Below are 20,557 nucleotides of genomic sequence, written 5' to 3' on the forward strand. Positions count from 1 at the left end.
GCGGGGCCGCTCACCTCCTGGTGGCCGCCGTTCACGAGAAGGTTGCCGCCGTGCCGTCGCACGCCGTTCCCCCCGCGCCCGGCGCCCCGGCACGGATGGATACTGATCTTCATGCGTATCGACTTCGATCCTGAACAGTTCGACCGGCAGGGCTTCTACCGGCTGCTCACCGCGTCCGTGGTCCCGCGGCCCATCGCCTGGGTGTCCACCGTCTCCGCCGAGGGCGTGGCCAACCTCGCTCCGCACTCGTTCTTCAACATCGCCTGCGTCAAGCCGCCCGTCCTGCAGTTCTCGGCCGTGGGCCGGAAGGACTCCCTCCGCAACATCGAGGAGACCGGGCAGTTCGTGGTCAACTTCGCACCGGAACAGCTCGCCGTGCAGATCAACGAGACGGCGACCGATTTCCCGCCCGGGGTCAGCGAGTTCGACCAGGTGGGCGTGGCCGCCGAGCCGAGCCTGCGGGTCAAGCCGCCGCGGGTGGCGGACTCGCCGGTGGCGTTCGAATGCGAACTGCACAGCACGGTGCGGTTCGGTGACTCCACGGTCGTCTTCGGCCGGGTCGTGCACGCGGTCGTGTCGGAGGAGGTCATGACCGACGGCCACCCGGAGATCGACAAGCTGAAGCCGCTGTCCCGCCTGGGCAAGGACGAGTGGGGGACGGTCGGCGAGGTACGGGAGATCTCCCGTATCCGGTACGCGGACTGGCAGGGGCCGGCCGCGGGGGCCTGAGCGGCGCGTGGTGTGCGAGGGGGCCGGGGCGGGACCTCTTGACGTCCGGCCCTCTCCCGCTCCGTACCCGCCCCCGCGTCACGGCCGCCCCGGGACCGGCGGGCCGGAAACCCCTTCGCGTACCCGCTGTCGCCCGCCGGTGGGAGCGGCCGGGAAGTAGCGCGTTTCGCCCCCCTCTCCCTGCCGTCCACTTCCGCATCACCCGGGTCTCCGAGACTCTGCGGTGACCCGGCCCGCAGGCGTAGCGGGCCACCGGCCCCTGGAGATGCGATGACGAGATCGACGGGCTGCTCCGCCGCGGTACCGGACCTCCCGGCGGAGGCGCCGCCGGCCCCTGTACGGGGACGGGTTCCGGGCGCACCGGCGGCCACGCGCGCCGCCCGCGCCTCCGTGAGCCCGTTCAGCCGCCGTACCGCGCTGCGCGTGGCCGCGGCGACGGCCGTCGGCACGCCCGCCCTGGCGTACGGCGGCGGCACCGCGCACGCGGCCCGGGGCGACCGGCGGCTGCGCACCATGACGTTCAACCTCCGGTACGCGTCGAACGAGCGGCCCAACTCATGGCCCGAACGCCGCCCGGTCATGCGCGACCTGCTGCACCGGGCGGCGCCGCACCTGCTCGGTACGCAGGAGGGGCTCTACCACCAGCTCCAGGACATCGCGGAGGACCTCGGCGAGGACTACGCCTGGCTCGGCACCGGGCGCGGCGGCGGCAGCCGCGACGAGTTCGCCGCCATCTTCTACGACATCCACCGACTGACCCCGGTCGAGTACGACCACTTCTGGCTGTCCGACACCCCGTACCTGATCGGTTCGGCGACGTGGGGCAACACCGTCATCCGGATGGCGACCTGGGTGCGTTTCCGGGACCTGCGCACCGGCGGCGAGTTCTACGCTCTCAACACCCACCTGGACCACCTGAACCAGTACTCGCGCGAGCGCTCCGCGACCCTGATCACCGACCGGCTGCGCCCGCTCGACCCGGCGCTGCCGCGCATCGTCACCGGCGACTTCAACGTCCCCGCCCACCGCAACCCCGTCTACGACACGATGCTCGCCCGGGGCGCCCTCGTCGACAGCTGGGACACCGCCGCGTCGCGCAGCACCTTGTACGCCACGTACCACGGCTACCGGCCGCTGGTACGGGACGGTGAGCGGATCGACTGGATCCTCACCTCGCCGTCGGTCCGTACCCACCGCGCCGTGATCGACACGTTCTCCGAGGACGGGCAGTTCCCCAGCGATCATCTGCCGGTACGGGTGGTGCTGGAGCTGCCCGAGGCAGCCAGGAAGTAAGGGCGCACCCCGTACGGCACCCGTGTCAGCCGCTCCGGCCGCGTACTCGGAGTCCGGCCAGCAGGTCGTGGGTCGCGCTCGCCACCGCGTCCACGGCCTGCTCGAACACCTCCCGGTTGTGCGCGGCGGGCACACGGAACCCGGAGACCTTGCGGACGTACTGGAGAGCCGCCGCCCGGATGTCGTCCTCGGTCACCTCGGGGGTCGCAGGCGGTCGGAGCGTCTTGATACTTCGGCACATAGGTCCAGTGTGCCTCGCGGCCGGGCGGCGCCCTCCGGAATCGGGCCGCCCGGCCGCTCGCCTCCTCTGATGGAATGACCGCATGGATGATCTTCACCCACCGGAGTCCCCGAGCCACCGCCCGCCGGCGGACCTCGACCCCGCCGTCCGCGAACGCCTGGACACCGAGCGGATCACCTGGCTGTGCACGCTGCGCCCGGACGGTTCCCCGCACGTCACGCCCGTCTGGTTCGTCTTCGTGCGCGACACCTGGTGGATCGGCGCGGACGGCGGCTCCGTGAAGGCCCGTAACGCCGCGCACGACCCGCGGGTCTCGCTGGCCCTGGAGGGCGGGGAGGCGCCGGTCGTGGCCGAGGGGCGCGCCCGGATATGGCGCGCGCCTGCCGAGGACGGTGCTCCGTCCGGCTCCGCGCCCGCCTTTCCCCCCGACGTGGTGGCGGCCTTTCTGGCCAAGTACGACTGGGATGTGACCGTTGCGCTCCGGCCGGCTCCGGGCCGGGTGCTGTTCGAGGTCCCGGTCGACCGGTGGCTGCTGGCGGGCACGGCACAGTAGGGGCGGACGGGCGGACGGGCGGACGGGCGGACGGGCGGCCGCGCGGGGCCGGGCCCGCTACTCCAGACCGGTGACCCGCAGCGTGATGTTCAGACGCCCGCTCGTCAGCCCCGTCGCGGGGTCGCCGGTCCCCGGCAGCACCTTGGTCACCCCGTGGTACGCGAACCGCGACGGCCCGCCGAAGACGAACAGGTCGCCGGAGGCCAGCTCGATGTCGGTGTAGGGCCGGTTGCGGGACTCGGTGTTGCCGAACCGGAAGACGCAGGTGTCGCCGATGCTGAGCGACACGACCGGGGCGCTGGAGCGTTCGTCCTTGTCCTGGTGCATGCCCATGCTGGCCTGGCCGTCGTAGAAATTGATCAGGGCGGTGTCCGGTGTGTAGCCCTCGCCCGCCGCCGGGTCCTCGTACGCGTCGGCCAGCGCCGCCCGCCCCAGCTCGACCAGCCAGTCCGGAAGCGCGGCGACGCGGGCGCCGTTGACGTCGTCGGCGGTCCGCCTGTACGTGTACGGCTGCCAGTGCCAGCCCAGGCACACCGTCTGTACGGACATGACGCCCCCGCGTGGCAGCCTGGTGTGCCGGATCGGCACCGGTCCCCGCGCCCAGCCGCGGCAGGCGGTCACCAGCTGCCGCCGGCGCTCCGGGGACAGCCAGCCGGGCACGTGCACGGCGCCGGGCGCGGGCCGGGACCGCACGGGGTCCGGACCGCCGAGGCCGGGCAGGGGCACGTTCACCAAGACCTCACTTCCGGCCGGTACGCGCGGGGCGCGTCACACACGGTCCGCACGCCCCTTTCCCGCCCGTTCTCCTTCGTCGCCGCTCAGCGGGTCCCGGCCACGGTCCGGTCCGCCGCGCTCGTCCTCGTCCATATCTCCAGCAGGCGTGCGTACTCCGCACGGTCCTCAGCCGTCCACGACCGGCCACGGCGGGCGCGCACGAACCGCCGGATCGCTTCGTTCGCGTCGGCGGCGGCAGGGGGCGCACCCGTGGAAGGGGGAGGGATTGGGGGCATGTCGTCCATGCTAGGGGCGGGCACTGACAACGGCCCCCCGCCGAAGGTTCCTCGGCGTCCGCACGGTCGCCCGGCCCGGCTCCGCGCGCCGTACCCACGCCGCTGACCTGCTCCGACCGGTACGTGCCCGGTGCACGGGATTCTCCATATGTGTCCAGACCCACACCCTCCGTTCCCACGCGCCGGGCCTTCGCGCCACCCCGCCGACTCCACCCGTCCCCGGCGCCCCGCACCGGCCCGCCCGCCCCTCACCTCGCCTCCCGCCCTTTCGCCTCACCTGTAGGCCAACCGGGTATATCGGGAGAAAAGTAGCGTTTCTCCTTTCATATGATCGGCCGCCGAGGGTTGAATCGACGCTGTCAGTCACTCTCAGCACGCCTCAAAGGAGGATGTTGGTATGCGTTCTGTTTTGCGTCCGCTCTTCGTCGGCCTGGCCGTGGTCGGTCTGTCCGCCGCCGGTGCCGTCGCGGCTCAGGCCCACGGCCACGATGACGACGAAGTGAACATCAGCAAGTACACCAATGCGCCGAGTCATGCCTCGCACAACTGGGGCAGCGGCAACTGGAACTCGGCCGCCCGTTTCGGGGACCTGGAGCAGGACTAATGGCCCCAGCGCCTTGATGGTGGGCACATCCGGCACCCACCGGGTGTGCCTGCCGGCACGCGAACGGACCGGGCGGGGCGCCTCTCCCGCCTCGCCCGTCGGTCCGCGGCCGAGGACGCCGGCACCATGACCGACAACGCTCCCACCCCCGAGCAGCAGATCCTCGTGCTGCAAGCACGCCTGCAACAACTCCGGTACGAGTACGCGCAACTCGCCCGCAGGCGCGACGAACTCGAATCCGCGCTCAAGTACGTGGTCGACCGGGCGGGCGGCGCGGTGACCGTGACCCGGCAGGACCGGGACCGCCTGCGCGCCGCCGCCCGTGTGCACATGCGGTACGACCCGGCCGACGGCTGCTGGCACTACGAACTGGGCTGAACCCGGTTCGTTCGGACGCGAATCCACCCGGCCCGGAATCCGTCCGCCCCCGAATCCCTCTGAATCCGCCTCCGTTCACCTCAGAATCCACCCGGGCATTTCCTCCCGGGCCCTTTCAACGGCTCTCCGTTGGGTATCACACAGAAAACCCCTCGTGTGTGCCCGGAGCCGCAGATGCAGCATGCCCTGCCCATGCCCGGAGACATAGGTCTCACCCAAATCAGCGGCAATGTCGGCCGCTTGATCCGCATCGGCCAATGGCTGAACGGAAATGGCTTCAGCGATTATCAGCACGCCTTCCTCGTGCTCCCCGGCGGCATGCTCGTCGAAGCCGAGCCCGGCGGCGCGACGATCCGCTCCCTGTCGGTCTACGAGGGCGCGAACGTCCTGTACGTATGCCCGGAAGGGCTCACCGACCGGCAGCGCGACGCGATATGCGCCGCCGGCCGCCGCTACGAAGGCGTCCCGTACAGCTTCCTCGACTACCTGGCCATCGCCGTCCACCGCCTCCGCATCCCGTTCCCGGGCCTGCGCCGCTATGTGGCCGCCACCGGCCACATGATCTGCTCCCAACTCGTGGACCAGAGCTACCAGGACGCCGGAGTCCATCTCTTCTCCGACGGCCGCTGGTCGGGGTATGTGACTCCGGGGGCGCTGTTCGAGAGGCTCGCCGACTTCTGACGGCGGGCCGGCCGACGTCCCCACCGCGCCCGGGAATTGCCGCTCCGCCCGGACCGACGGATTATCCGTTGGCGGGTCTTCCAGCGGGCGCCTACGGTGGCCGATGTGACCGCTCTCCCCGTCCCCGTCCCGGATGTGCGCGTCCGCGTGCTGATGAATATCGGTGCCTGCGGGCCGTACGCGCACTTCGTGGCCCGGTTCGAACCGCCGGGAGCGGACGGGGAAACGGAGTTGCTGAGCGCCGTACCGGAGGACCGGCTGCCTCCGGAGTTCCTGCCGTCGGTGCGTGCGGGATTGCTGGACGGACTGAACGGGGTCGCGGCTGCCGTGCTGCTGACCGACGGGACTTTTCACGAAGTGGATTCGTCGGAGTACGGCTACGCGATCGCCGGACGGGAGGCGGGTCGGGCCGCCCTGATCGGTGCCGGACTGCTGCCCCCGGAAGAGGCCGACACGTTGCGCTGGACGACGTGGCCGGGCAGGCCGCGTCCGAAGAAAGGGCGAACGGCCGCCGGACGGCGCTGAGGTCCTGCCGCGGGCGGTTCGGGGCAGGCTGACAGGCGAACGCCGCCATCACCGCAGGTACTGGGCTTCGCCGTTGCCGAGCGACCAGTCCCCGTTCCGGTTCTCTGTGAGCACGACGAACATGTTGCGCGGCTCGGTGTCCGCGTATTCCTCGGCCAGTTCGGCTATGCGCCGGTACAGCGCTTGCTTCTGCGCGTCCGGGCGGCCCTCTCGCAAGGTGATGGCCACGTACACGATGCCGTCGTCGCGCCGCACGCCCAGATAGGTGCCGTGGCGCAGCACACCCTGCCGCCCGTCGTGGCCGGTCAGGATCTGGAAGTGGTCCTCGTCGGGAAAGCCCATGGTCTCGCCGAGCGCCTCGTGGACGGCCCGCCCCAGGGCCTCCAGTCGCGGTGTGTCGCAGTGCATGGCGTCGATGCGGACGAGTGGCATCGCGGGTGCCTCCTCAGGTCGGTCCGTGCGGTGGTCCCGGTTACTGTACATACCAGTAGGTACAACGGTGTGCGGGGGCTGTGCGGCGGCTGTGTGATGACGGGCGGCCCTCATGGCCAGACGAAGCCCGGCGGCGCTGGGGCGTCGCCTGCTCCGCCCGGCGATTCCGCAGCGCCGTCCTTTCTCCCGGCTCTCCACCGCTGGGACTGCTGCCCGCCGCCCTTGCGGAGCAGAGCGAATTCCCGCTCTCCCGGCAGCAGTAAAAGTCGCAGACTTCCGGATCATGAAGTAGGACTGGATCCTGTCCAGGCGCACCTATGCCGAACGAGTGCACAGGAACCAGCTTCTCGGTACGGGAGAGGAAGCCCATGAGGCCAGAAGTCAAGGCGAACAGAAACGCACCCGAAGACTACGCGGATCCCGTGAACGAATTGGTTCGTACGGCCGTGGCTTGTCAGCCGTTGGACGCCGTCGCGCGCCTCGTCGATTTGCTGGAAAGGTCTCCGCACGGCAGGTGCGCCGCCGACGAGGCGCTGTGCACGGCCGCGACGGAACTGCCCGTACACGAGGTGGCGCAGCTGGTGCATCTGCTGTCGCAGCCGCCACGGCCCTCCGACGGCGCCGACGCCATTCTCCGCAGGGCCGCCGAGCGGCGGCCCGTCGCGGAGGTCAGCCGCCTGGTGACGCTGCTGCACCAGCCGCCGCACGCCGCCCGGGCCGGCTCGCAGACGACACGCACGGCGGCGGGCCGGCGTTCCGTCGAAGAACTGGCCGAACTCATCACCTCGCTCGTGGCGGAGCGTACGAAGGACAGCGCGCTCGAAAGCGCGGAAGGCTTCGAGGACGCTGTGCCGGCGTCCGAGAACGACGAGGGAGCGAGAGCGTACGAGAACTCGGAGCCGGGTCATTCCTCTGCCGCGAGATGGCTTCCCAGGCTGGCCGTGCTGGGCCTTTTGCTGTGCGGCGGTGCGCATATTCCCACGGGCCTGCACCGGGGCGCGTCGATCCCGGCGGATATCGTGGCCATCGGCCTTCCGGCGCTGTGCGTCCTGATGGCCGTCCTGCTGTTCTTCAGAAACTCGGTCGCCCCTTTGGCAGCCGGTTTCCTGGTCTCTGTGGCAGCTATGGCCCAGCACGTACTGGCGGAATTCCCGTTCGCCCCCTCGGCCCTTTCGCACCTGCTCCACCACACCGCCCTTCCCGCTCTCCCCGCCTCCGCCGCGGCGGGGCTCGCCGCCTGCCTGTCGCTCGCCGCGCTGGTGTACGCGCTGGCCGTCGCCCGGCAGCCGCGGACGGCCGCCGCGGTTCTTCCGGCGGCCTGACGGTCGGCGAGGGGGCGGCGGGAAGGGCCGACGGCATGCCGCCGGCCCCGTGGCGTCACCGTCAGCCGCGGTCCGGGCGCGTGATCATGAAGCGGGCGACCCCGTCCTCGGTGGCACAGCGGCGGAAGCCGGCCTTCTCCAGTACGCGCAGAGAGGCCGGGTTCGACACCTCGGCGTCCGCGACCACGGTGTGGACGCCGGGCAGGGTGAGGGCGAAGTCTGTCAGGGCGCGGGCGGCCTCGGTGGCGTAACCCCGGCCGCGACGGGATTCCACCAGGCCGTAACCGATCTCGACCTGTCCGTCGGCGGGCGGCAGGAACAGGCCGATGGAGCCCACGAGCAGGTCGCTCCCGCGCTCGACGATCAGGCGCTGGCCGTGGTCGTCGAGCCATTCGGGGTGCTGCTCGAAGAGGTGGGCGATGGCGCGGTCGCCTTCGGCGGGGAAGTCGTCGGCCCAGTCGACCGTCCTGGTCCTGGTGGTGACCGCGGCGATCTCGTGGAGGCTCCAGGGCCGGAGGACGAGGCGGTCGGTGATCAGCTCCGCATGGGCGGGGGAAAGGGAAGTGGACACGTGTCACTCTCAGTCGTCGTGGTGGAACGACCGGCCCGCGCTGTGCTGACGCACGGGCCGGACGAGGGCATGCCGATGACGGCCGACGGCGGCCATATTCATCAACCTCCTCGCCCCGTGAACACGCGTCTGTCGCGCTGACGCGATGTTAGCAACGCGGCGTGGCCCGCCCGGTCCCGGACAGAGCCGGCCCACAGGCCGCGCCGGGGCTTTCGCGAACCGCTGCGGCGGCGCGGCGCGACCTGGCGTACGGGCGCAAGCTGCTGCGGCTGCTGCGGCTGCCGCGCGAGGCGGGGCCGGCCGATGCCGGGGCCGACGCGGAGGTCGCGTGCGGAACGTTCGAAAAAATCTTGTCCGGCGATGTCGAGATCCCGCGACCGGCTCCGTCCCCGGGGTGAACGCGACCACAATGGGTCGCACCAGCACCGAGGAGAACCACGATGGCCAAGTATCTGCTGCTCAAGCACTACCGCGGCGCTCCGGCTCCGGTCAACGACGTCTGCATGGACCAGTGGACGCCGGAGGAGATCTCGGCGCACATGAAGTACATGCACGATTTCGCGGCCCGTCTGGAGAAGACCGGCGAGTTCGTCGACGGCCAGGCGCTCGCGCCCGAGGGGACCTGGGTCCGGTACGACGGGGAGGGGCGCCCGCCGGTCACCGACGGCCCGTTCGCCGAGACCAAGGACCTCATCGCCGGCTGGATGGTGATCGACGTCGACAGTTACGAGCGCGCCGTCGAGCTGGCCGGGGAGCTGTCGGCGGCCCCCGGGGCGGGCGGGAAACCGATCCACGAGTGGCTGGAGCTGCGCCCCTTCCTGGCCGCGCCGCCCACCATCACGGAGTGACCGCTCAGTGACCCCACCGATGGACGAGGCGCTGCTCCGGAGCCTGACCCCGGGCGTGCTCGCCGTCCTCGTCCGCCGCGGAGCCGACTTCGCGGCGGCCGAGGACGCGGTGCAGGACGCCCTGGTCGAGGCGGTCCGGAGCTGGCCCGGCGAGCAGCCGCGGGACGCGAAGGGCTGGCTGGTCACCGTGGCCTGGCGCAAGTTCCTCGACGCGCGGCGGGCGGACACCGCCCGCCGCCGGCGCGAGGACCTCGTCGACCAGGAGCCGGCGCCCGGGCCCGCGCCCGCCGCGGACGACACCCTCCGGCTCTACTTCCTGTGCGCCCACCCGTCGCTGACGCCGTCGTCCGCGGTCGCGCTCACCCTGCGCGCCGTCGGCGGGCTGACCACCCGGCAGATCGCCCAGGCGTATCTGGTGCCCGAGGCGACGATGGCGCAACGGATCAGCCGGGCGAAGCGCACCGTCTCCGGCGTCCGCTTCGACCGGCCCGGTGACGTCGCCACCGTGCTGCGCGTGCTCTACCTGGTCTTCAACGAGGGCTACTCCGGCGACGTCGACCTCGCCGCCGAGGCCATCCGGCTCACCCGGCAGCTCGCGGCCGTGATCGACCACCCCGAGGTCGCGGGGCTGCTCGCCCTCATGCTGCTCCACCACGCCCGCCGCGCCGCCCGGACCGCGCCCGACGGCAGCCTGGTGCCGCTCGCCGAACAGGACCGTACGCGGTGGGACACCCGGGCGATCGCCGAGGGCGTCGGGATCCTCCAGGCGGCCCTCGCCCGCGACCGGCTGGGCGAATTCCAGGCCCAGGCCGCCATCGCGGCCCTCCACGCCGACGCCCGGTGCGCCGAGGAGACCGACTGGGTGCAGATCGTCGAGTGGTACGACGAGCTGGTGCGCCTGACCGACAGCCCCGTCGTGCGGCTCAACCGCGCGGTCGCGGTGGGCGAGGCCGACGGACCGCGCGCCGGGCTCGCGGCGCTCGCCCCGCTGGACGCCGCCCTGCCGCGCCACGCCGCGGTGGCGGCGTACCTCCACGAGCGCGACGGCGACCTGACGACGGCGGCCCGGCTGTACGCGGAGGCGGCCCACCGCGCACCCGACCTCGCCGAGCGCGACTATCTGACGCGCCGGGCGGCGCGGCTCAACGCCCGCCGGTGACGCCGGTCACCCGGTCCAGCGCCCGGTCAGGAACGTCAGGGCGAACACCGTGCTCAGCGGCGCGACCGTACAGAGGTACGCGGTCCTGAACCGGGGGCTGCGCAGGCTCCAGGCGGCCAGGACGACCCACAGGGGCCACCACAGGAGGGCGGCGCGGGGGATGGACACGTACCAGAACGAGGTTCCCAGGGCGCACAGGCTGAGGGCGACGTAGACGGTCTCGGGCCAGTGGCGCTTGCGCGCGAGGACGACGAGCAGGGTCACTCCGACGGCCATCGTCACGAGCTCGGCCTGGAACATGAAGGCGTAGCCGGTGCTCTGGGCGTGCCCGAAGGCGTTGTCCCAGGTGTTGCTCCAGGCTTCCCAGGGCGTGTGGAAGGTGCGGAACCAGCCGCGTTCCTGGGCGTGCTTCCAGGCCATCCAGTCGCCGGTACGGGTCCGGAGGTACCAGCTGAAGAGGGCGAGGGGCAGCACGGGCAGGGCCAGCCACGGCAGCGGGCGCAGGTTGCGGGTGCTGCGCAGGGCGAGGAGGAAGTGGGCGGCGAGGGCGGCGGCGAGGAAGAGGCCGCTGACGCGTACGGCGGTGGCCGCGGCGGTCAGTGTCATGGCCAGGGGCCAGTTGTGGCGCTGGGCCGCGAGCCAGGCGGGCAGGGCCAGGGCCAGGAAGAGGGACTCGGTGTAGCCGACGGCCAGGAAGACGGCGCACGGGGAGACGAGGAAGAACAGGACGGCGCGCCGTCCCGCCTCGGCGTCGGGCAGGTGGTGCCGGGTGATGCGGGCCAGGGCCAGTACGGCGACTGCCCCGGAGACGAAGGAGATCGTCAGCCCGGCCAGTGCCCAGTCCGGCACCAGGAAGTGCACCGCGCGCAGCACGAGGGGGAAGCCGGGGAAGAAGGCCTCCCGGTTGTCCCAGTCGGACCGCCACGGACCGGCCTGTCCGGGGAAGTAGCCCTGCTCGGCGATGTGCTGGAAGTGGTCCCAGTCCCAGTGCTGGAACGGCGCGAGGAGCGGGCCGGGGTCATGGGCGGCGGGGTCGGAGGGGAACAGCCACCGGGCGCAGTAGGCCGTCAGCCAGATCCCCACACGTGTCGACAGATACAGCCACAGGATGTCCCGGTCCCCGGGGTTCAGGCGCGGGATCGCGCGGCCGCGGATGCCCCAGCGCGCACGGCAGGGCCGTGCGGCGGGCCCCGGAAGGCGCCGGGGCGCCTCCGGGGGCTGGGGTTGATCGCGTACATCGGTGGATATAGGGGGCATCGGGTTCCTCGGGTGGGGGCAGGCAGGCCGGGGCGCCCGGCGGCGGTCCGCCGGGGCACGGGAGACGGGCGGGATCAGGGCGGCGGTTCGGTGGCCGTTCCGTGAGAGGCGTCGGAGGTGGCGGAGGCGTCGTTCGTCGGGGAACCGCTGACCGTGGACGTCGGGGTGGGAGGGGGCGAGGAGCCGGACGCGGTGGGTACGGGGAGCGGCAGCCGGTCCGGCGCCGGCCGGCCGGGCGGGGGCGGACCGGCCGGGCCCACCGGGGCCGGCGGCCGGGAGAGCAGCGCGGCAGCGGTGGTGGCGCCGCCGGCGCAGACCAGGCACGCCGCCGTCACCAGCGCGGCGACGCGCCGCCTGCGCGCCCTCCGCCCGCGCGCGGCGATCTCGGCGACCGGTGCGGCCGCGGCGGCGTCCCGCCCGGCGTCGGCCGCTTGACGGAACAGGGACCGCAGCGGGTCCTGGGGCTCAGACACCGGGCGCCTCCTCGATGCGCGGGTCGTGCAGACGGTCGGCGAGCGCCTTGCGGCCACGGCTCAGATGCGTTTTGACGGTGCTCGCCGACAGCCCCGTCTCGCCCGTGATCTGCTCGACGGTCAAGTCGCAGAGGTAGTGCAGGGTCAGCGTGCGGCGCTGCTGGGCGGGCAGTCCCCGCAGCGCCTCGACCAGCGCGACCTGCGCCGGTTCCGGTCCCTCGACGAGCGACGGCGCACCGCTGCGCCGCCACGCGTCGGCACTGCGGCGCAGATGCCGCCACCGGCTGACCGCCAGCCGCCAGGCGACCGTGCGGACCCACGCCTCGGGCTGCCCGTGCCGGTCGAGCTGCCGGCGCCGGTTCCAGCCCTTGACGAACGCCTCCTGCACCACGTCCTGCGCCTCGTGCAGATCGCCGAGCATCACGTACAACTGCCCCGTGAGCCGCGCGACCGTCTGGGCGTAGAACCTCTCGAACTCCTCGACGGTCAACAGCCACTCCTGGATCTCTCGCTTCACCAGCCATACGCCCCGCGGGCCGTGCCCGGTCTACACGCGGAACGGGGAAACGGCGTGAGGCTCGTCACGGAACCGCACGGCCACGGCGCGCATCACGGGGGCGGAACGTCCCCTGGGCGGTGCTGACGCTGACGGCTGGGTCTGCGCATGGCTGCGGGAACGTTCGCGCAACGGGCCGGGCCGCCCCTCACCCCTCCGGCTCGGTCGCGGTTCAGCTGCCGGTCGAACAGCGCGCGCGACCGGTCGACGTCTCCGGCACCCGGCCGGTGCGGCCCGCACAGCGGGCCCGCAGCGCCTCGCGGAAATCCTCGATCGTGGCCCGGTACGCCATCTCCACCCGCGTACCGGCCTGCTGCTCCGCGCTCACGCGTCTCCCCTGTGCGACGAATAATTCCGGCCAAAAGGCGAAAGCATACCTGCCTGTCCGCCGACGGCCGGAAAGGGGCCGCGGAGTCTCAGTGCAAGGGGCGGATGTCGATACCGATCCAGTCGTCCTGGCCGTGGTTCGCCGCGTTCTCGTCGAGGAACAGGCTCACCAGGCGATTGCCGCGCTGCCATGACGTCTGCCGCTCGGGCGCGTCCGACGGTACGGGCGGAGCCGTGGGCAGCGGTGTGCCCAGGCGGGCGCGGAGCAGGCGTTCGGCCTCCGCGTAGCAGGCGAGGACATCGTCCTGGGTGGCGCCGGCCCGGTGGGTGGCGCAGGCGGGCAGCGGATCGCCCCACAGGTGCCGGGGGTCAACGGGCAGACCGGTCCCGGCCTCGACGCAGTCGATGGCCGCGTAGGCCAGGGGAAAAGCGATGAAGGAATCCTCGTGGCACGCCGGTTCTTCGCAGGCGATGCCCGGATCGTCGGTACGCGAGCAGCCCGGGTATTCCCCGAGTACGACATGCCAGGAATTGCCTGGTTCGCCGAGCGGCCAATGGTCCAGCCATCCCACGGCGGTTTCGCCCCCGGCGTCCGGACGGACCCAGCCTCGGCGCCGGAAGTCCTCGTCGAAGGCGTCGCGGCACCACGGAACGTCGGCGAGTTCCAGCAACTGGCCGAGGAAGCGGGGAGTGAGCGGAAAAGACAGCATCGGCATGCTGAGAACGTATATCCCGCCTGCCGCACCGGCCGTTCGCCTGCTGCCTGCCGACTGCCGCCCGATCTCCGGTGGTGCCATGCGACGGCGTCGCGGTGACCCACCGGAGTTCTTCGGTACGACGCCGAAGGGGTACTGGCGGCGAGTAGGTACCCCGGCCGAGCACACGACATCGGCGCAGCCCTGGGGGAGCGAGTGCCGGGCGGAATCCCACGAGGAGGCCCGAACGGGTCGGCGGCGGGCGGGCATTACCGTATGTCCTGGCCGTACGCGGAAACACGCGGCCGTGCGCGGCGCACGGGTCCGCCCTGCCCCCTGGGGGTCCGATGAAGTACCGAGCCACCCTCGTGGCGCTGTTCCTCGTGCCCACGGTGTGGGGAGCGGCGAGTCTCGTGGGTTCCCTGACGGCCTCGGGGGACATCGTGTGCCCCGGGGAGAACGTACGCGACGGGGAGGAGCGCCCGGGCCCGATGCGGCCCGGGGACACCCTGTGCTCGGTGCTGGACGGGTCCACCGCGGTGGCGACACGCACCTACGACCAGCAGCGGGCCCATCAGGCCCTGGAGCGGCGGCGGAACGCCGGGAACGGGGTCGTGCTCATGCTGTACGGCGCCGCGGGCGCGCTCGTGGCGTGGCGCGCCACGCGTCCGCCCCTGCCCCCGCCCCCGGGGCCGGAGACGGAGCGGGAGCGGAGCGGTCACCTCTAGCGTGCCCGACCGGCGTGCCCGACCCGAGTGCTCGCCCCGCGTGCCCGACCCGAGTGCCCGCCCCGCGTGCCCGACGGCCGCCGCCCGTTCCCGGGGAGACCCGCCGGCCCGGTCAGGCGGTGTACTGGTACGCCGGGTACGTGATGTAGCCCGCGTCGCCGCCCTGGTAGTACGAGGCCTCGTCGACCGGGGCGATGGGCAGGCCGTTGCGCAGCCGTTCCACCAGGTCGGGGTTGGCGATGAAGGCCCGGCCGAAGCTGATCAGGTCGGCGCCGAGGCCGAGCCAGTGGTCGGCGGCGGCCCGGTCGGCCTGCTTCGGCCCCATCGGGACCGTCGGGTTGACGATCAGGGTGCCCGGCCACGCGCGGCGCAGCCCGACCAGTATCTCCTCCTCGGCCGTGGCCTCCAGGTGCACGTAGGCGAGGTCGAAGCGGGCGAGTTCGGCGAGCAGCGCCGCGTACAGCTCGGGGACCTCGGTCTCCGCCACGCCCCAGAAGGTGCCGCCGGGCGACAGCCTGATGCCGGTGCGGGCCGCGCCCACGGCGTCCACTGTGGCGGCGACCGCTTCGACGGCGAAACGGATGCGGTGGGCGACCGGGCCGCCGTAGGCGTCGGTGCGCAGATTGGCGTTGGAGGAGAGGAACTGCGAGATGAGGTAGCCGTTCGCGCCGTGCAGCTCGACCCCGTCGAACCCGGCGTCGACGGCGCGCCGGGCGGCCTCGGCGTACGAACGGGCCTGCTCGGGCACCTCGGCGGTCTCCAGGGCGCGGGGCACCGGCGCGGGCTGCGGCCCGGACGGGGTGAACACCTCGCCGACGGCGGCGACGGCGGACGGCCCGACCGGTTGCAGACCGGTGGTGTCGGGGTGCGAGACCCGGCCGCCGTGCATGATCTGGGCGAAGATGCGCCCGCCGTTGATGTGCACGGCGTCGGTGACGGGCCGCCAGGCGGCCACCTGCTCGTCGGTGTACAGGCCGGGCGTCCCCGGGTTGGACTGCCCGAGCAGGCTCGGCTGCACCCCCTCGCTGACGATCAGTCCGGCGCTGGCCCGCTGGGCGTAGTGCACGGCCATCGACGGGGTGGCCAGGCCGCCGGCCGCGGCCCTGACCCGGGTCATCGGTGCCATCACGACGCGGTTGGGCAGCTCCAGGCCGCCGAGGTCATGGCGGTCGAACAGCGTGGTCATGCCGGAACTCCTTCGTACGGATCACACGGTCACCGGCCCGTGGCGGCGGGCCCGACCGGTACGCTAAAACCTGACATCAATGTGAGAGGCAAGCCCTGTGACCAAGGGCACAGCGGGGAGGCGCGCATGCGGATCGGCGAACTCGCGGCGCGGACCGGGGTCAGTGTCCGGTCGCTGCGCTATTACGAGGAGCAGGGGCTGCTCACCAGCACCCGCAGCGCCGGCGGGCAGCGGCACTACACCGAGTACGAGGTCGAGCGGGTCGCCTTCATCCAGCGCCTGTACGCGGCCGGGCTGTCCAGCCGCACCATCATCGAACTGCTGCCGTGCGTGGACGCACCCAGCGCCGCGCACTCCCACGCCGCCCTCGAACGCATGGCCGTCGAACGCGAACGGCTCTCCGCCCACATCGAGGACCTGCTGCGTACCCGCGACGCGCTGGACGCGCTGATGGCCGCGGCGCAGGACCACCGTGACGCCGCCTGCCGGGCCGCGGTGTGAGGGCGCGGGTTCCGACCCGTCGGACGCGCAGCGCCGGGTGGCCGTGAGGGATGCGATCCGGCGGGGAGACCGGCCACGGAGCCACGCGTCTCCGGCCACGGGATCACGCCTCCCCGATCACGGGACCACGCCTCCCGCCCACGAGATCACGCCTCCCCGACCACGGGATCACGTCTCTCCACCCACGGGATCAGCTGTGGCCCCGGCGGGGGACATGGTCCGGGCCGACGGCGGCCGGGCCGCCCGGGCCGCCTGTCGCGCACCACGACCATGAGGGAGTGGCAGCTCATCGCCCCTTGTCCACATGCTGATACGCGCGGCGAGACGCAACCTCGGCCCCGGCGCCGCCGTCTGGCAGGGCGAGCAAGGGAGTAAGGGGTCAGATGAACGACGGTTGCAGGGGGGACCGGGCCGTCCGGGACAATCCGCGGGAGGTGGGACCCGTCCAGCCGGGCCACGAGGGCCCGCTGCCCTTGGCCGGGCGCGCCACCGAGCTGGCGGCGCTCGACGAGGTGGCGGAAGAGGTACTGGCGGGGCAGACCCGCGTCGTACAGCTCGCGGGCAACGCGGGCATGGGCAAATCGGCCCTGCTGCACCACTGGCTGGACGGCGTCCGGCGGTTCCGGGACGTGCGGGTGCGCTGCCACCGGCTCCGGCGTGATTTCGCCTTCGGCACGGTGCGGCGGCTGCTGCACCCCCTGGTCGCGGCGGCCGGTGAGCAGGAACGCCGGACGCTGCTCGAAGGGGTGGGGGACACGGTGCCGCGCATCCTCGACCCGGAAGGGCCCTGGGGCGGCGACCCGGAGGCGTACGCCGACGCCGCCGAGACGCTGGCCGGACTGGACCGCCTCGCCTTCCGGCTGGCCCGCCGGGAGCCGCTGCTGCTGGCGGTCGACGATCTGCAGTGGATCGATCCGCCGTCGCTGCGGTGGCTGGCGCACCTGGTCCACCGGGCGGACACCCACCCGATCCTGGTGGCCGTCACCACCCGTACCGGAGAGCGCCCGGCGCCCGGCGATCTGTACGACGCCCTGGTGCACCCCGCCGCCTGCCGCACCCTCAACCTGGAGCCGCTGGGGCCGGCGGACGTGGCGCGGCTGGTGGCGCTGGAATTCGGCGAGCCCCGGCCGGACCCGTCGTTCTGCGCCGCCTGTCACGCCGCCACGGACGGGCACCCGCTCTTCCTGCGCGCTCTGCTGTGCGACGCGCGTCGCGGCGGCGTCCGGCCCACGGGGGAGGACCGGGACCGGATCAGGAGCTTCGGCCTGCCCACGCTCCTGCGCGAGGTACGGCACCGGGTGGGCCAGGGGTCCCCGGCCGTGGCCGAGCTGGCGCGCGGACTGGCGGTCCTGGGCGACGGGACGCCGTGGCCGCTGCTCGCGGCGTACTGCGGCACCGGTGAGGCGGTGGTGCGTTCGGCGGGGGCGGAACTGCACGCCCTGGGGCTGCTGGGGGCCGGGGACGAGCCGCGCTTCGTCCACCGGGTGGTACGGGAGGCCGTACTGGCGGAGTGGACGCCCCAGGAGGTGGGCGCGGCCCACGCGAACGCGGCCCAGGTACTGCACCTGAGCGGGCGCCCCGACGAGGAGGTGGCCGCGCACGTGATGGCGGCCGGCACGGTGTCCGGCGACTGGCCGATGGCGGTCCTGCGCCGGGCCGCCGGGGAAGCGCTGCGCCGGGGCGCGCCCGAGACCGCCGTGACGTATCTGCGGCACGCGGTCTTCCAGCCCGCCACCCCGGCCGAGCACGCCCGGGTGCTCCTGGAACTGGCCGTCGCCGCCAGCCACTACGACACCGGACTCGCGGTGTCGTACAGCACCGCCGCGTTGGAGAACCTCACGGACGACGCCGCCCGCTCCAAGGCCGTCGCGGTACTGGCCTGTTCCCAGCTGATGTCGCGCGGCGGACCCGCCGGCAGCCCCGACCTGGCGCGCCTGGCCACGGAGCTGAGCGCGCGTACCGGTGCAGCCGCCGGGGACCGCGAGACCTTGCTGCGGATGCGGGCGCTGATCGAATGGCTGCGGTTCGAACGCCCCTCGGTCCGGGTCACGGCCCGGACCGAGGAACACGCCGCCGTCGGCCCGGACGTGCACACGCCCGGGGAGCGGCAGCTGCTCGCCGTCCGCGCCTTCGCGGCCTTGCGGGCGGGCGAGCCGGCCGACCGGGTCACCGACCTGGTCGACCGGGCCCAGGCGAACGCACCGGCGCTCTCCCACGACCTCTTCCCGCTGCACTACTTCGTCGCCCGGTCGCTGCTCTACCTGGACGACCTCGACGCGGCCGACGACCTGTGCGGCCGGCTGCTGGACGGGACGAAGGACCGGGGGATGGCGCTGCTGGCCTCCTCCCTGATGGTCTACCGGGCCGCCGTCGAACTGCGCCGGGGGCACGTGGCGCGGGCCGCCGCGGTGGCGCGAACCGCCGCCGAGCGGCCCCACGCGCACGGCGAACCGCCGTACCGCATGACGCTGGACACCATCACCATCGACATCCTCCTGGCCCAGGGCGACCTGGAAGGCGCCGAGCGCCTCGCTGCCCTCCACACCGCGGTGGACTCGGCCGAGCCGTCGTGGGAGTGGCCGCGGTTTCTCCTGAGCCTCGCGTCGCTGCGCTCAGCTCAAGGGGACCACCGTGGCGCGCTGACACTGCTGCGCGAGAGCGGCCGGCATTTCGAGGCGGCGGGCGTCGCCAGCCCGGCGATCGGCCCGTGGCGCTCGCGCGCCGCCGCCGTCAGCCTCCGGCTGGGGTACGGGCGCGACGCACGGGTGCTCGCCGAGGAAGAACTGGAACGGGCACGCCGCTGCCGGATACCGCGCACCATCGGCGTGGCCCTGCATGCCGTCGGCCGGGCCACCGAGGGGACGCGCGGTCTGGAACTCGTGGCGGAGGCGGTAAGCGTCCTGGAGCAGACGCCCGCCGAACTGGAATTGGCGCGAGCCTTGCACACGTTCGGCCGTGCCCTGCTGCGGCGCGGTGACAAGCCCGGTGCCCGTACGGCATTGCGCCGAGGTCTGGAACTCGCCGCCAGATGCGGAGCCTCCGCACCGGCCCGCAGCCTCCAGCAGCAGCTTCACGAAGCGGGCGGCCGGACAGTCGGTCCCTGTTTCCTGACCGCCGGTGAGGAACGTGTCGCTGCACTGGCCGCCGATGGGTGGAGCAACAAGCAGATCGCCGAGCACCTGCACGTCTCCCTGCGCACCGTCGAAACCCATCTGACCGCCGCTTACCGCAAGTTGGGCATCGGCGGAAGGCACGCCTTGGCCGAGGCGCTGAAGAGCGTGGCCTGTCTGGTGCCCAGCCGCCGCTGAATCGCCCCCCTGGCCGCCTCCGACCGACTCCCCGGATTCGACCTCCGCCGTCGTTTCTTCTGCCGCCCAACTCGCGGTCCCCCGAGAAAACTTCGTGCCGAACCACCGATCCGTGACAGATGCTTGCCCCGCAGATGATCAGCATGCTCATACGGCAAGGCACGAGGCTCCTTCACGGGGCCGCAACAGCGGGGGCACACACATGGAAGCGCTGGACGCGCTCGGAAAACTGGCGCCGGTGGTACTGGCCTTCGGGTGTGGGGTCGTCCTCGCGAAACGCAAGGTGGTGCCGGCCGAAAGTTCCAAGGTCTTCGCCGACTACGCCTTTCTGTTCGCGGTTCCGTGCTTCCTGTTCGGCAACATCTACCGGAGCGATCTGGGGGCCCTGTTCGACTGGCGGGCCATCGCGGGCTACGCGGCCGCGGCGGGCATCGCCGTCGTGCTGGCCGGCGCGCTCAGCCGGGCCTTCGGCGTGCGCGACCCGCGCGGCCTGGCGCTGCGCATCATGGCCGCGGTCCAGGTGAACACGGCCTACTTCGCCGTACCGGTGTTCATCATGCTGTTCGGGAACGCCGCACCGATCTTCCCCGTCCTGCTGTTCCAGGTCTGCGTCCTGTCCCTGATCATCATCTCGATCATGGAGCTGGGGCGTCCGGACCGCGGGGGAACCCGGCGCACGCGGCTCACCTCGGCCGTCGCCGCCTCGCTGCTGACACCCGTCGTCATCGCCTGCAACGCGGGCATCGTGCTCAACCTCCTGTCCGTACCGCTGCCCGAGGTCGCCCTCGACAGCTTCGCGTTCGTCGGCGACAGCGCCTCTCCCGTGGCGCTGTTCGCCCTCGGACTGCACCTGGGCGGGATGGGGCTGACGGTGCGGGGCACCACCGTCGAGGAGCTGTGGATCATAGCGTTCAAGTGCGTGGCCTTCCCTCTCCTGACCCTGGTCGTGGCCCGCCACGGCTTCGGTGTCGGGGGCGACTGGCTGCACTACCTGGTCCTGCTCGCCGCGATGCCCGCCCCGCAGAATCTGTTCATCTTCGCCCAGCGCTACGACGTGGGGGTCGACATGTCCGCCGCCCTCGTCATCAAGAGCTCGGTCGTGGCCCTGCTGCTGCTTCCGCTGTGGGTGCAGTGGGCGGCGCACCCGGCCTGACGGTCGTGCCGTACGGACGCGGGTACG

25 protein-coding genes are annotated in these 20,557 nt (G+C 72.5%); 15 read left to right on the forward strand and 10 right to left on the reverse strand.

Features of this window, described 5'->3' with window-relative positions; genetic code table 11:
• Positions 1 to 111: 111 nt before the first annotated feature.
• On the forward strand, positions 112 to 729 hold the full coding sequence (locus tag CP973_RS17160; protein ID WP_150241660.1) for a flavin reductase family protein: 618 nt from the start codon (positions 112 to 114) through the stop codon (positions 727 to 729).
• 270 nt (positions 730 to 999) lie between these two features.
• Positions 1,000 to 2,022, forward strand: a complete 1,023-nt coding sequence (locus CP973_RS17165) for an endonuclease/exonuclease/phosphatase family protein (protein WP_150241662.1) — start codon at positions 1,000 to 1,002, stop codon at positions 2,020 to 2,022.
• A gap of 25 nt (positions 2,023 to 2,047) precedes the next feature.
• Here CP973_RS17165 and CP973_RS17170 read toward each other — a convergent pair whose 3' ends face one another.
• The gene (locus tag CP973_RS17170; protein WP_150241664.1) at positions 2,048 to 2,263 is read right to left on the reverse strand and encodes a DUF2277 domain-containing protein; all 216 of its coding nucleotides are present in this window, start codon (positions 2,261 to 2,263) and stop codon (positions 2,048 to 2,050) included.
• An 82-nt stretch (positions 2,264 to 2,345) separates the two neighbouring features.
• On the opposite strand from CP973_RS17170, the gene CP973_RS17175 reads away from it, so the two are divergent.
• Entirely contained in the window at positions 2,346 to 2,816 is a 471-nt protein-coding gene (locus tag CP973_RS17175; protein WP_150241666.1) for a pyridoxamine 5'-phosphate oxidase family protein, read from the forward strand.
• A gap of 57 nt (positions 2,817 to 2,873) precedes the next feature.
• Here the strand turns inward: CP973_RS17175 and CP973_RS17180 are convergent, their stop codons facing one another.
• A complete protein-coding gene (locus CP973_RS17180; protein ID WP_208853201.1) occupies positions 2,874 to 3,548 on the reverse strand; it encodes an alpha-ketoglutarate-dependent dioxygenase AlkB family protein in 675 nt (224 codons plus the stop codon).
• A 675-nt stretch (positions 3,549 to 4,223) separates the two neighbouring features.
• Here CP973_RS17180 and CP973_RS17190 point away from each other — a divergent pair.
• From CP973_RS17190 to CP973_RS17205, 4 genes are all read left to right on the forward strand, one after another.
• Complete coding sequence (locus CP973_RS17190; protein ID WP_150241669.1) at positions 4,224 to 4,430, forward strand: hypothetical protein; 207 nt, start codon at positions 4,224 to 4,226, stop codon at positions 4,428 to 4,430.
• 126 nt (positions 4,431 to 4,556) lie between these two features.
• Positions 4,557 to 4,808: a hypothetical protein gene (locus CP973_RS17195; protein ID WP_150241671.1), complete on the forward strand. Its 252-nt coding sequence runs from the start codon at positions 4,557 to 4,559 to the stop codon at positions 4,806 to 4,808.
• 174 nt (positions 4,809 to 4,982) lie between these two features.
• Positions 4,983 to 5,489, forward strand: coding sequence for a hypothetical protein (locus CP973_RS17200; protein WP_150241673.1), 507 nt, complete (start codon positions 4,983 to 4,985; stop codon positions 5,487 to 5,489).
• A gap of 105 nt (positions 5,490 to 5,594) precedes the next feature.
• Entirely contained in the window at positions 5,595 to 6,014 is a 420-nt protein-coding gene (locus tag CP973_RS17205; protein ID WP_150241675.1) for a hypothetical protein, read from the forward strand.
• A 48-nt stretch (positions 6,015 to 6,062) separates the two neighbouring features.
• Here CP973_RS17205 and CP973_RS17210 read toward each other — a convergent pair whose 3' ends face one another.
• On the reverse strand, positions 6,063 to 6,446 hold the full coding sequence (locus CP973_RS17210) for a tautomerase family protein (RefSeq protein ID WP_150241676.1): 384 nt from the start codon (positions 6,444 to 6,446) through the stop codon (positions 6,063 to 6,065).
• Positions 6,447 to 6,868: 422 nt separating this feature from the next.
• Between CP973_RS17210 and CP973_RS17220 the strand changes: the two genes are divergently transcribed.
• A complete protein-coding gene (locus tag CP973_RS17220) occupies positions 6,869 to 7,768 on the forward strand; it encodes a hypothetical protein (protein ID WP_150241678.1) in 900 nt (299 codons plus the stop codon).
• Positions 7,769 to 7,829: 61 nt separating this feature from the next.
• Here the strand turns inward: CP973_RS17220 and CP973_RS17225 are convergent, their stop codons facing one another.
• Positions 7,830 to 8,339, reverse strand: a complete 510-nt coding sequence (locus CP973_RS17225) for a GNAT family N-acetyltransferase (protein WP_150241680.1) — start codon at positions 8,337 to 8,339, stop codon at positions 7,830 to 7,832.
• Between the two features lie 161 nt (positions 8,340 to 8,500).
• Between CP973_RS17225 and CP973_RS17230 the strand changes: the two genes are divergently transcribed.
• Genes CP973_RS17230 through CP973_RS17240 form a run of 3 tightly spaced genes read left to right on the forward strand, consistent with a single transcriptional unit; the run spans position 8,501 to position 10,346 of the window.
• On the forward strand, positions 8,501 to 8,737 hold the full coding sequence (locus CP973_RS17230) for a hypothetical protein (RefSeq protein ID WP_150241682.1): 237 nt from the start codon (positions 8,501 to 8,503) through the stop codon (positions 8,735 to 8,737).
• Between the two features lie 42 nt (positions 8,738 to 8,779).
• Positions 8,780 to 9,187, forward strand: a complete 408-nt coding sequence (locus CP973_RS17235; protein WP_150241684.1) for a YciI family protein — start codon at positions 8,780 to 8,782, stop codon at positions 9,185 to 9,187.
• A 19-nt stretch (positions 9,188 to 9,206) separates the two neighbouring features.
• The gene (locus tag CP973_RS17240) at positions 9,207 to 10,346 is read left to right on the forward strand and encodes an RNA polymerase sigma factor (protein WP_150243688.1); all 1,140 of its coding nucleotides are present in this window, start codon (positions 9,207 to 9,209) and stop codon (positions 10,344 to 10,346) included.
• 6 nt (positions 10,347 to 10,352) lie between these two features.
• Here the strand turns inward: CP973_RS17240 and CP973_RS17245 are convergent, their stop codons facing one another.
• The 5 genes from CP973_RS17245 to CP973_RS17260 all read right to left on the reverse strand — a co-directional run bounded on the left by CP973_RS17245 (position 10,353) and on the right by CP973_RS17260 (position 13,675).
• Positions 10,353 to 11,603 (reverse strand): mannosyltransferase family protein, encoded by a 1,251-nt coding sequence (locus tag CP973_RS17245; RefSeq protein WP_167538346.1) that lies wholly within the window; start codon positions 11,601 to 11,603, stop codon positions 10,353 to 10,355.
• 74 nt (positions 11,604 to 11,677) lie between these two features.
• Complete coding sequence (locus CP973_RS17250; protein ID WP_150241686.1) at positions 11,678 to 12,076, reverse strand: hypothetical protein; 399 nt, start codon at positions 12,074 to 12,076, stop codon at positions 11,678 to 11,680.
• Positions 12,069 to 12,566, reverse strand: coding sequence for a SigE family RNA polymerase sigma factor (locus CP973_RS17255; RefSeq protein WP_150243690.1), 498 nt, complete (start codon positions 12,564 to 12,566; stop codon positions 12,069 to 12,071). Before CP973_RS17255 ends, CP973_RS17250 begins: the two co-directional genes overlap by 8 nt.
• A 238-nt stretch (positions 12,567 to 12,804) precedes the next feature.
• Positions 12,805 to 12,960 carry a hypothetical protein gene (locus CP973_RS40005; RefSeq protein WP_167538347.1) on the reverse strand — a complete coding sequence of 52 codons (156 nt, stop codon included), beginning with the start codon at positions 12,958 to 12,960 and terminating at the stop codon, positions 12,805 to 12,807.
• An 88-nt stretch (positions 12,961 to 13,048) separates the two neighbouring features.
• Positions 13,049 to 13,675, reverse strand: a complete 627-nt coding sequence (locus tag CP973_RS17260; protein ID WP_150241688.1) for a hypothetical protein — start codon at positions 13,673 to 13,675, stop codon at positions 13,049 to 13,051.
• 326 nt (positions 13,676 to 14,001) lie between these two features.
• Here CP973_RS17260 and CP973_RS17265 point away from each other — a divergent pair, with 326 nt between their 5' ends.
• Positions 14,002 to 14,382 carry a hypothetical protein gene (locus CP973_RS17265; protein WP_150241690.1) on the forward strand — a complete coding sequence of 127 codons (381 nt, stop codon included), beginning with the start codon at positions 14,002 to 14,004 and terminating at the stop codon, positions 14,380 to 14,382.
• Positions 14,383 to 14,494: 112 nt separating this feature from the next.
• Here the strand turns inward: CP973_RS17265 and CP973_RS17270 are convergent, their stop codons facing one another.
• The gene (locus CP973_RS17270; protein WP_150241691.1) at positions 14,495 to 15,568 is read right to left on the reverse strand and encodes an alkene reductase; all 1,074 of its coding nucleotides are present in this window, start codon (positions 15,566 to 15,568) and stop codon (positions 14,495 to 14,497) included.
• 126 nt (positions 15,569 to 15,694) lie between these two features.
• On the opposite strand from CP973_RS17270, the gene CP973_RS17275 reads away from it, so the two are divergent.
• The 3 genes from CP973_RS17275 to CP973_RS17285 all read left to right on the forward strand — a co-directional run bounded on the left by CP973_RS17275 (position 15,695) and on the right by CP973_RS17285 (position 20,530).
• A complete protein-coding gene (locus tag CP973_RS17275; RefSeq protein WP_150241693.1) occupies positions 15,695 to 16,069 on the forward strand; it encodes a MerR family transcriptional regulator in 375 nt (124 codons plus the stop codon).
• Between the two features lie 434 nt (positions 16,070 to 16,503).
• Complete coding sequence (locus tag CP973_RS17280; RefSeq protein WP_244409554.1) at positions 16,504 to 19,377, forward strand: ATP-binding protein; 2,874 nt, start codon at positions 16,504 to 16,506, stop codon at positions 19,375 to 19,377.
• Between the two features lie 202 nt (positions 19,378 to 19,579).
• Positions 19,580 to 20,530, forward strand: coding sequence for an AEC family transporter (locus CP973_RS17285; protein ID WP_150241697.1), 951 nt, complete (start codon positions 19,580 to 19,582; stop codon positions 20,528 to 20,530).
• The last annotated feature ends 27 nt before the right edge of the window (positions 20,531 to 20,557 follow it).

This window comes from Streptomyces albofaciens JCM 4342, from assembly GCF_008634025.1.
In the GTDB taxonomy this organism is placed as follows: Bacteria; Actinomycetota; Actinomycetes; order Streptomycetales; family Streptomycetaceae; genus Streptomyces; species Streptomyces albofaciens.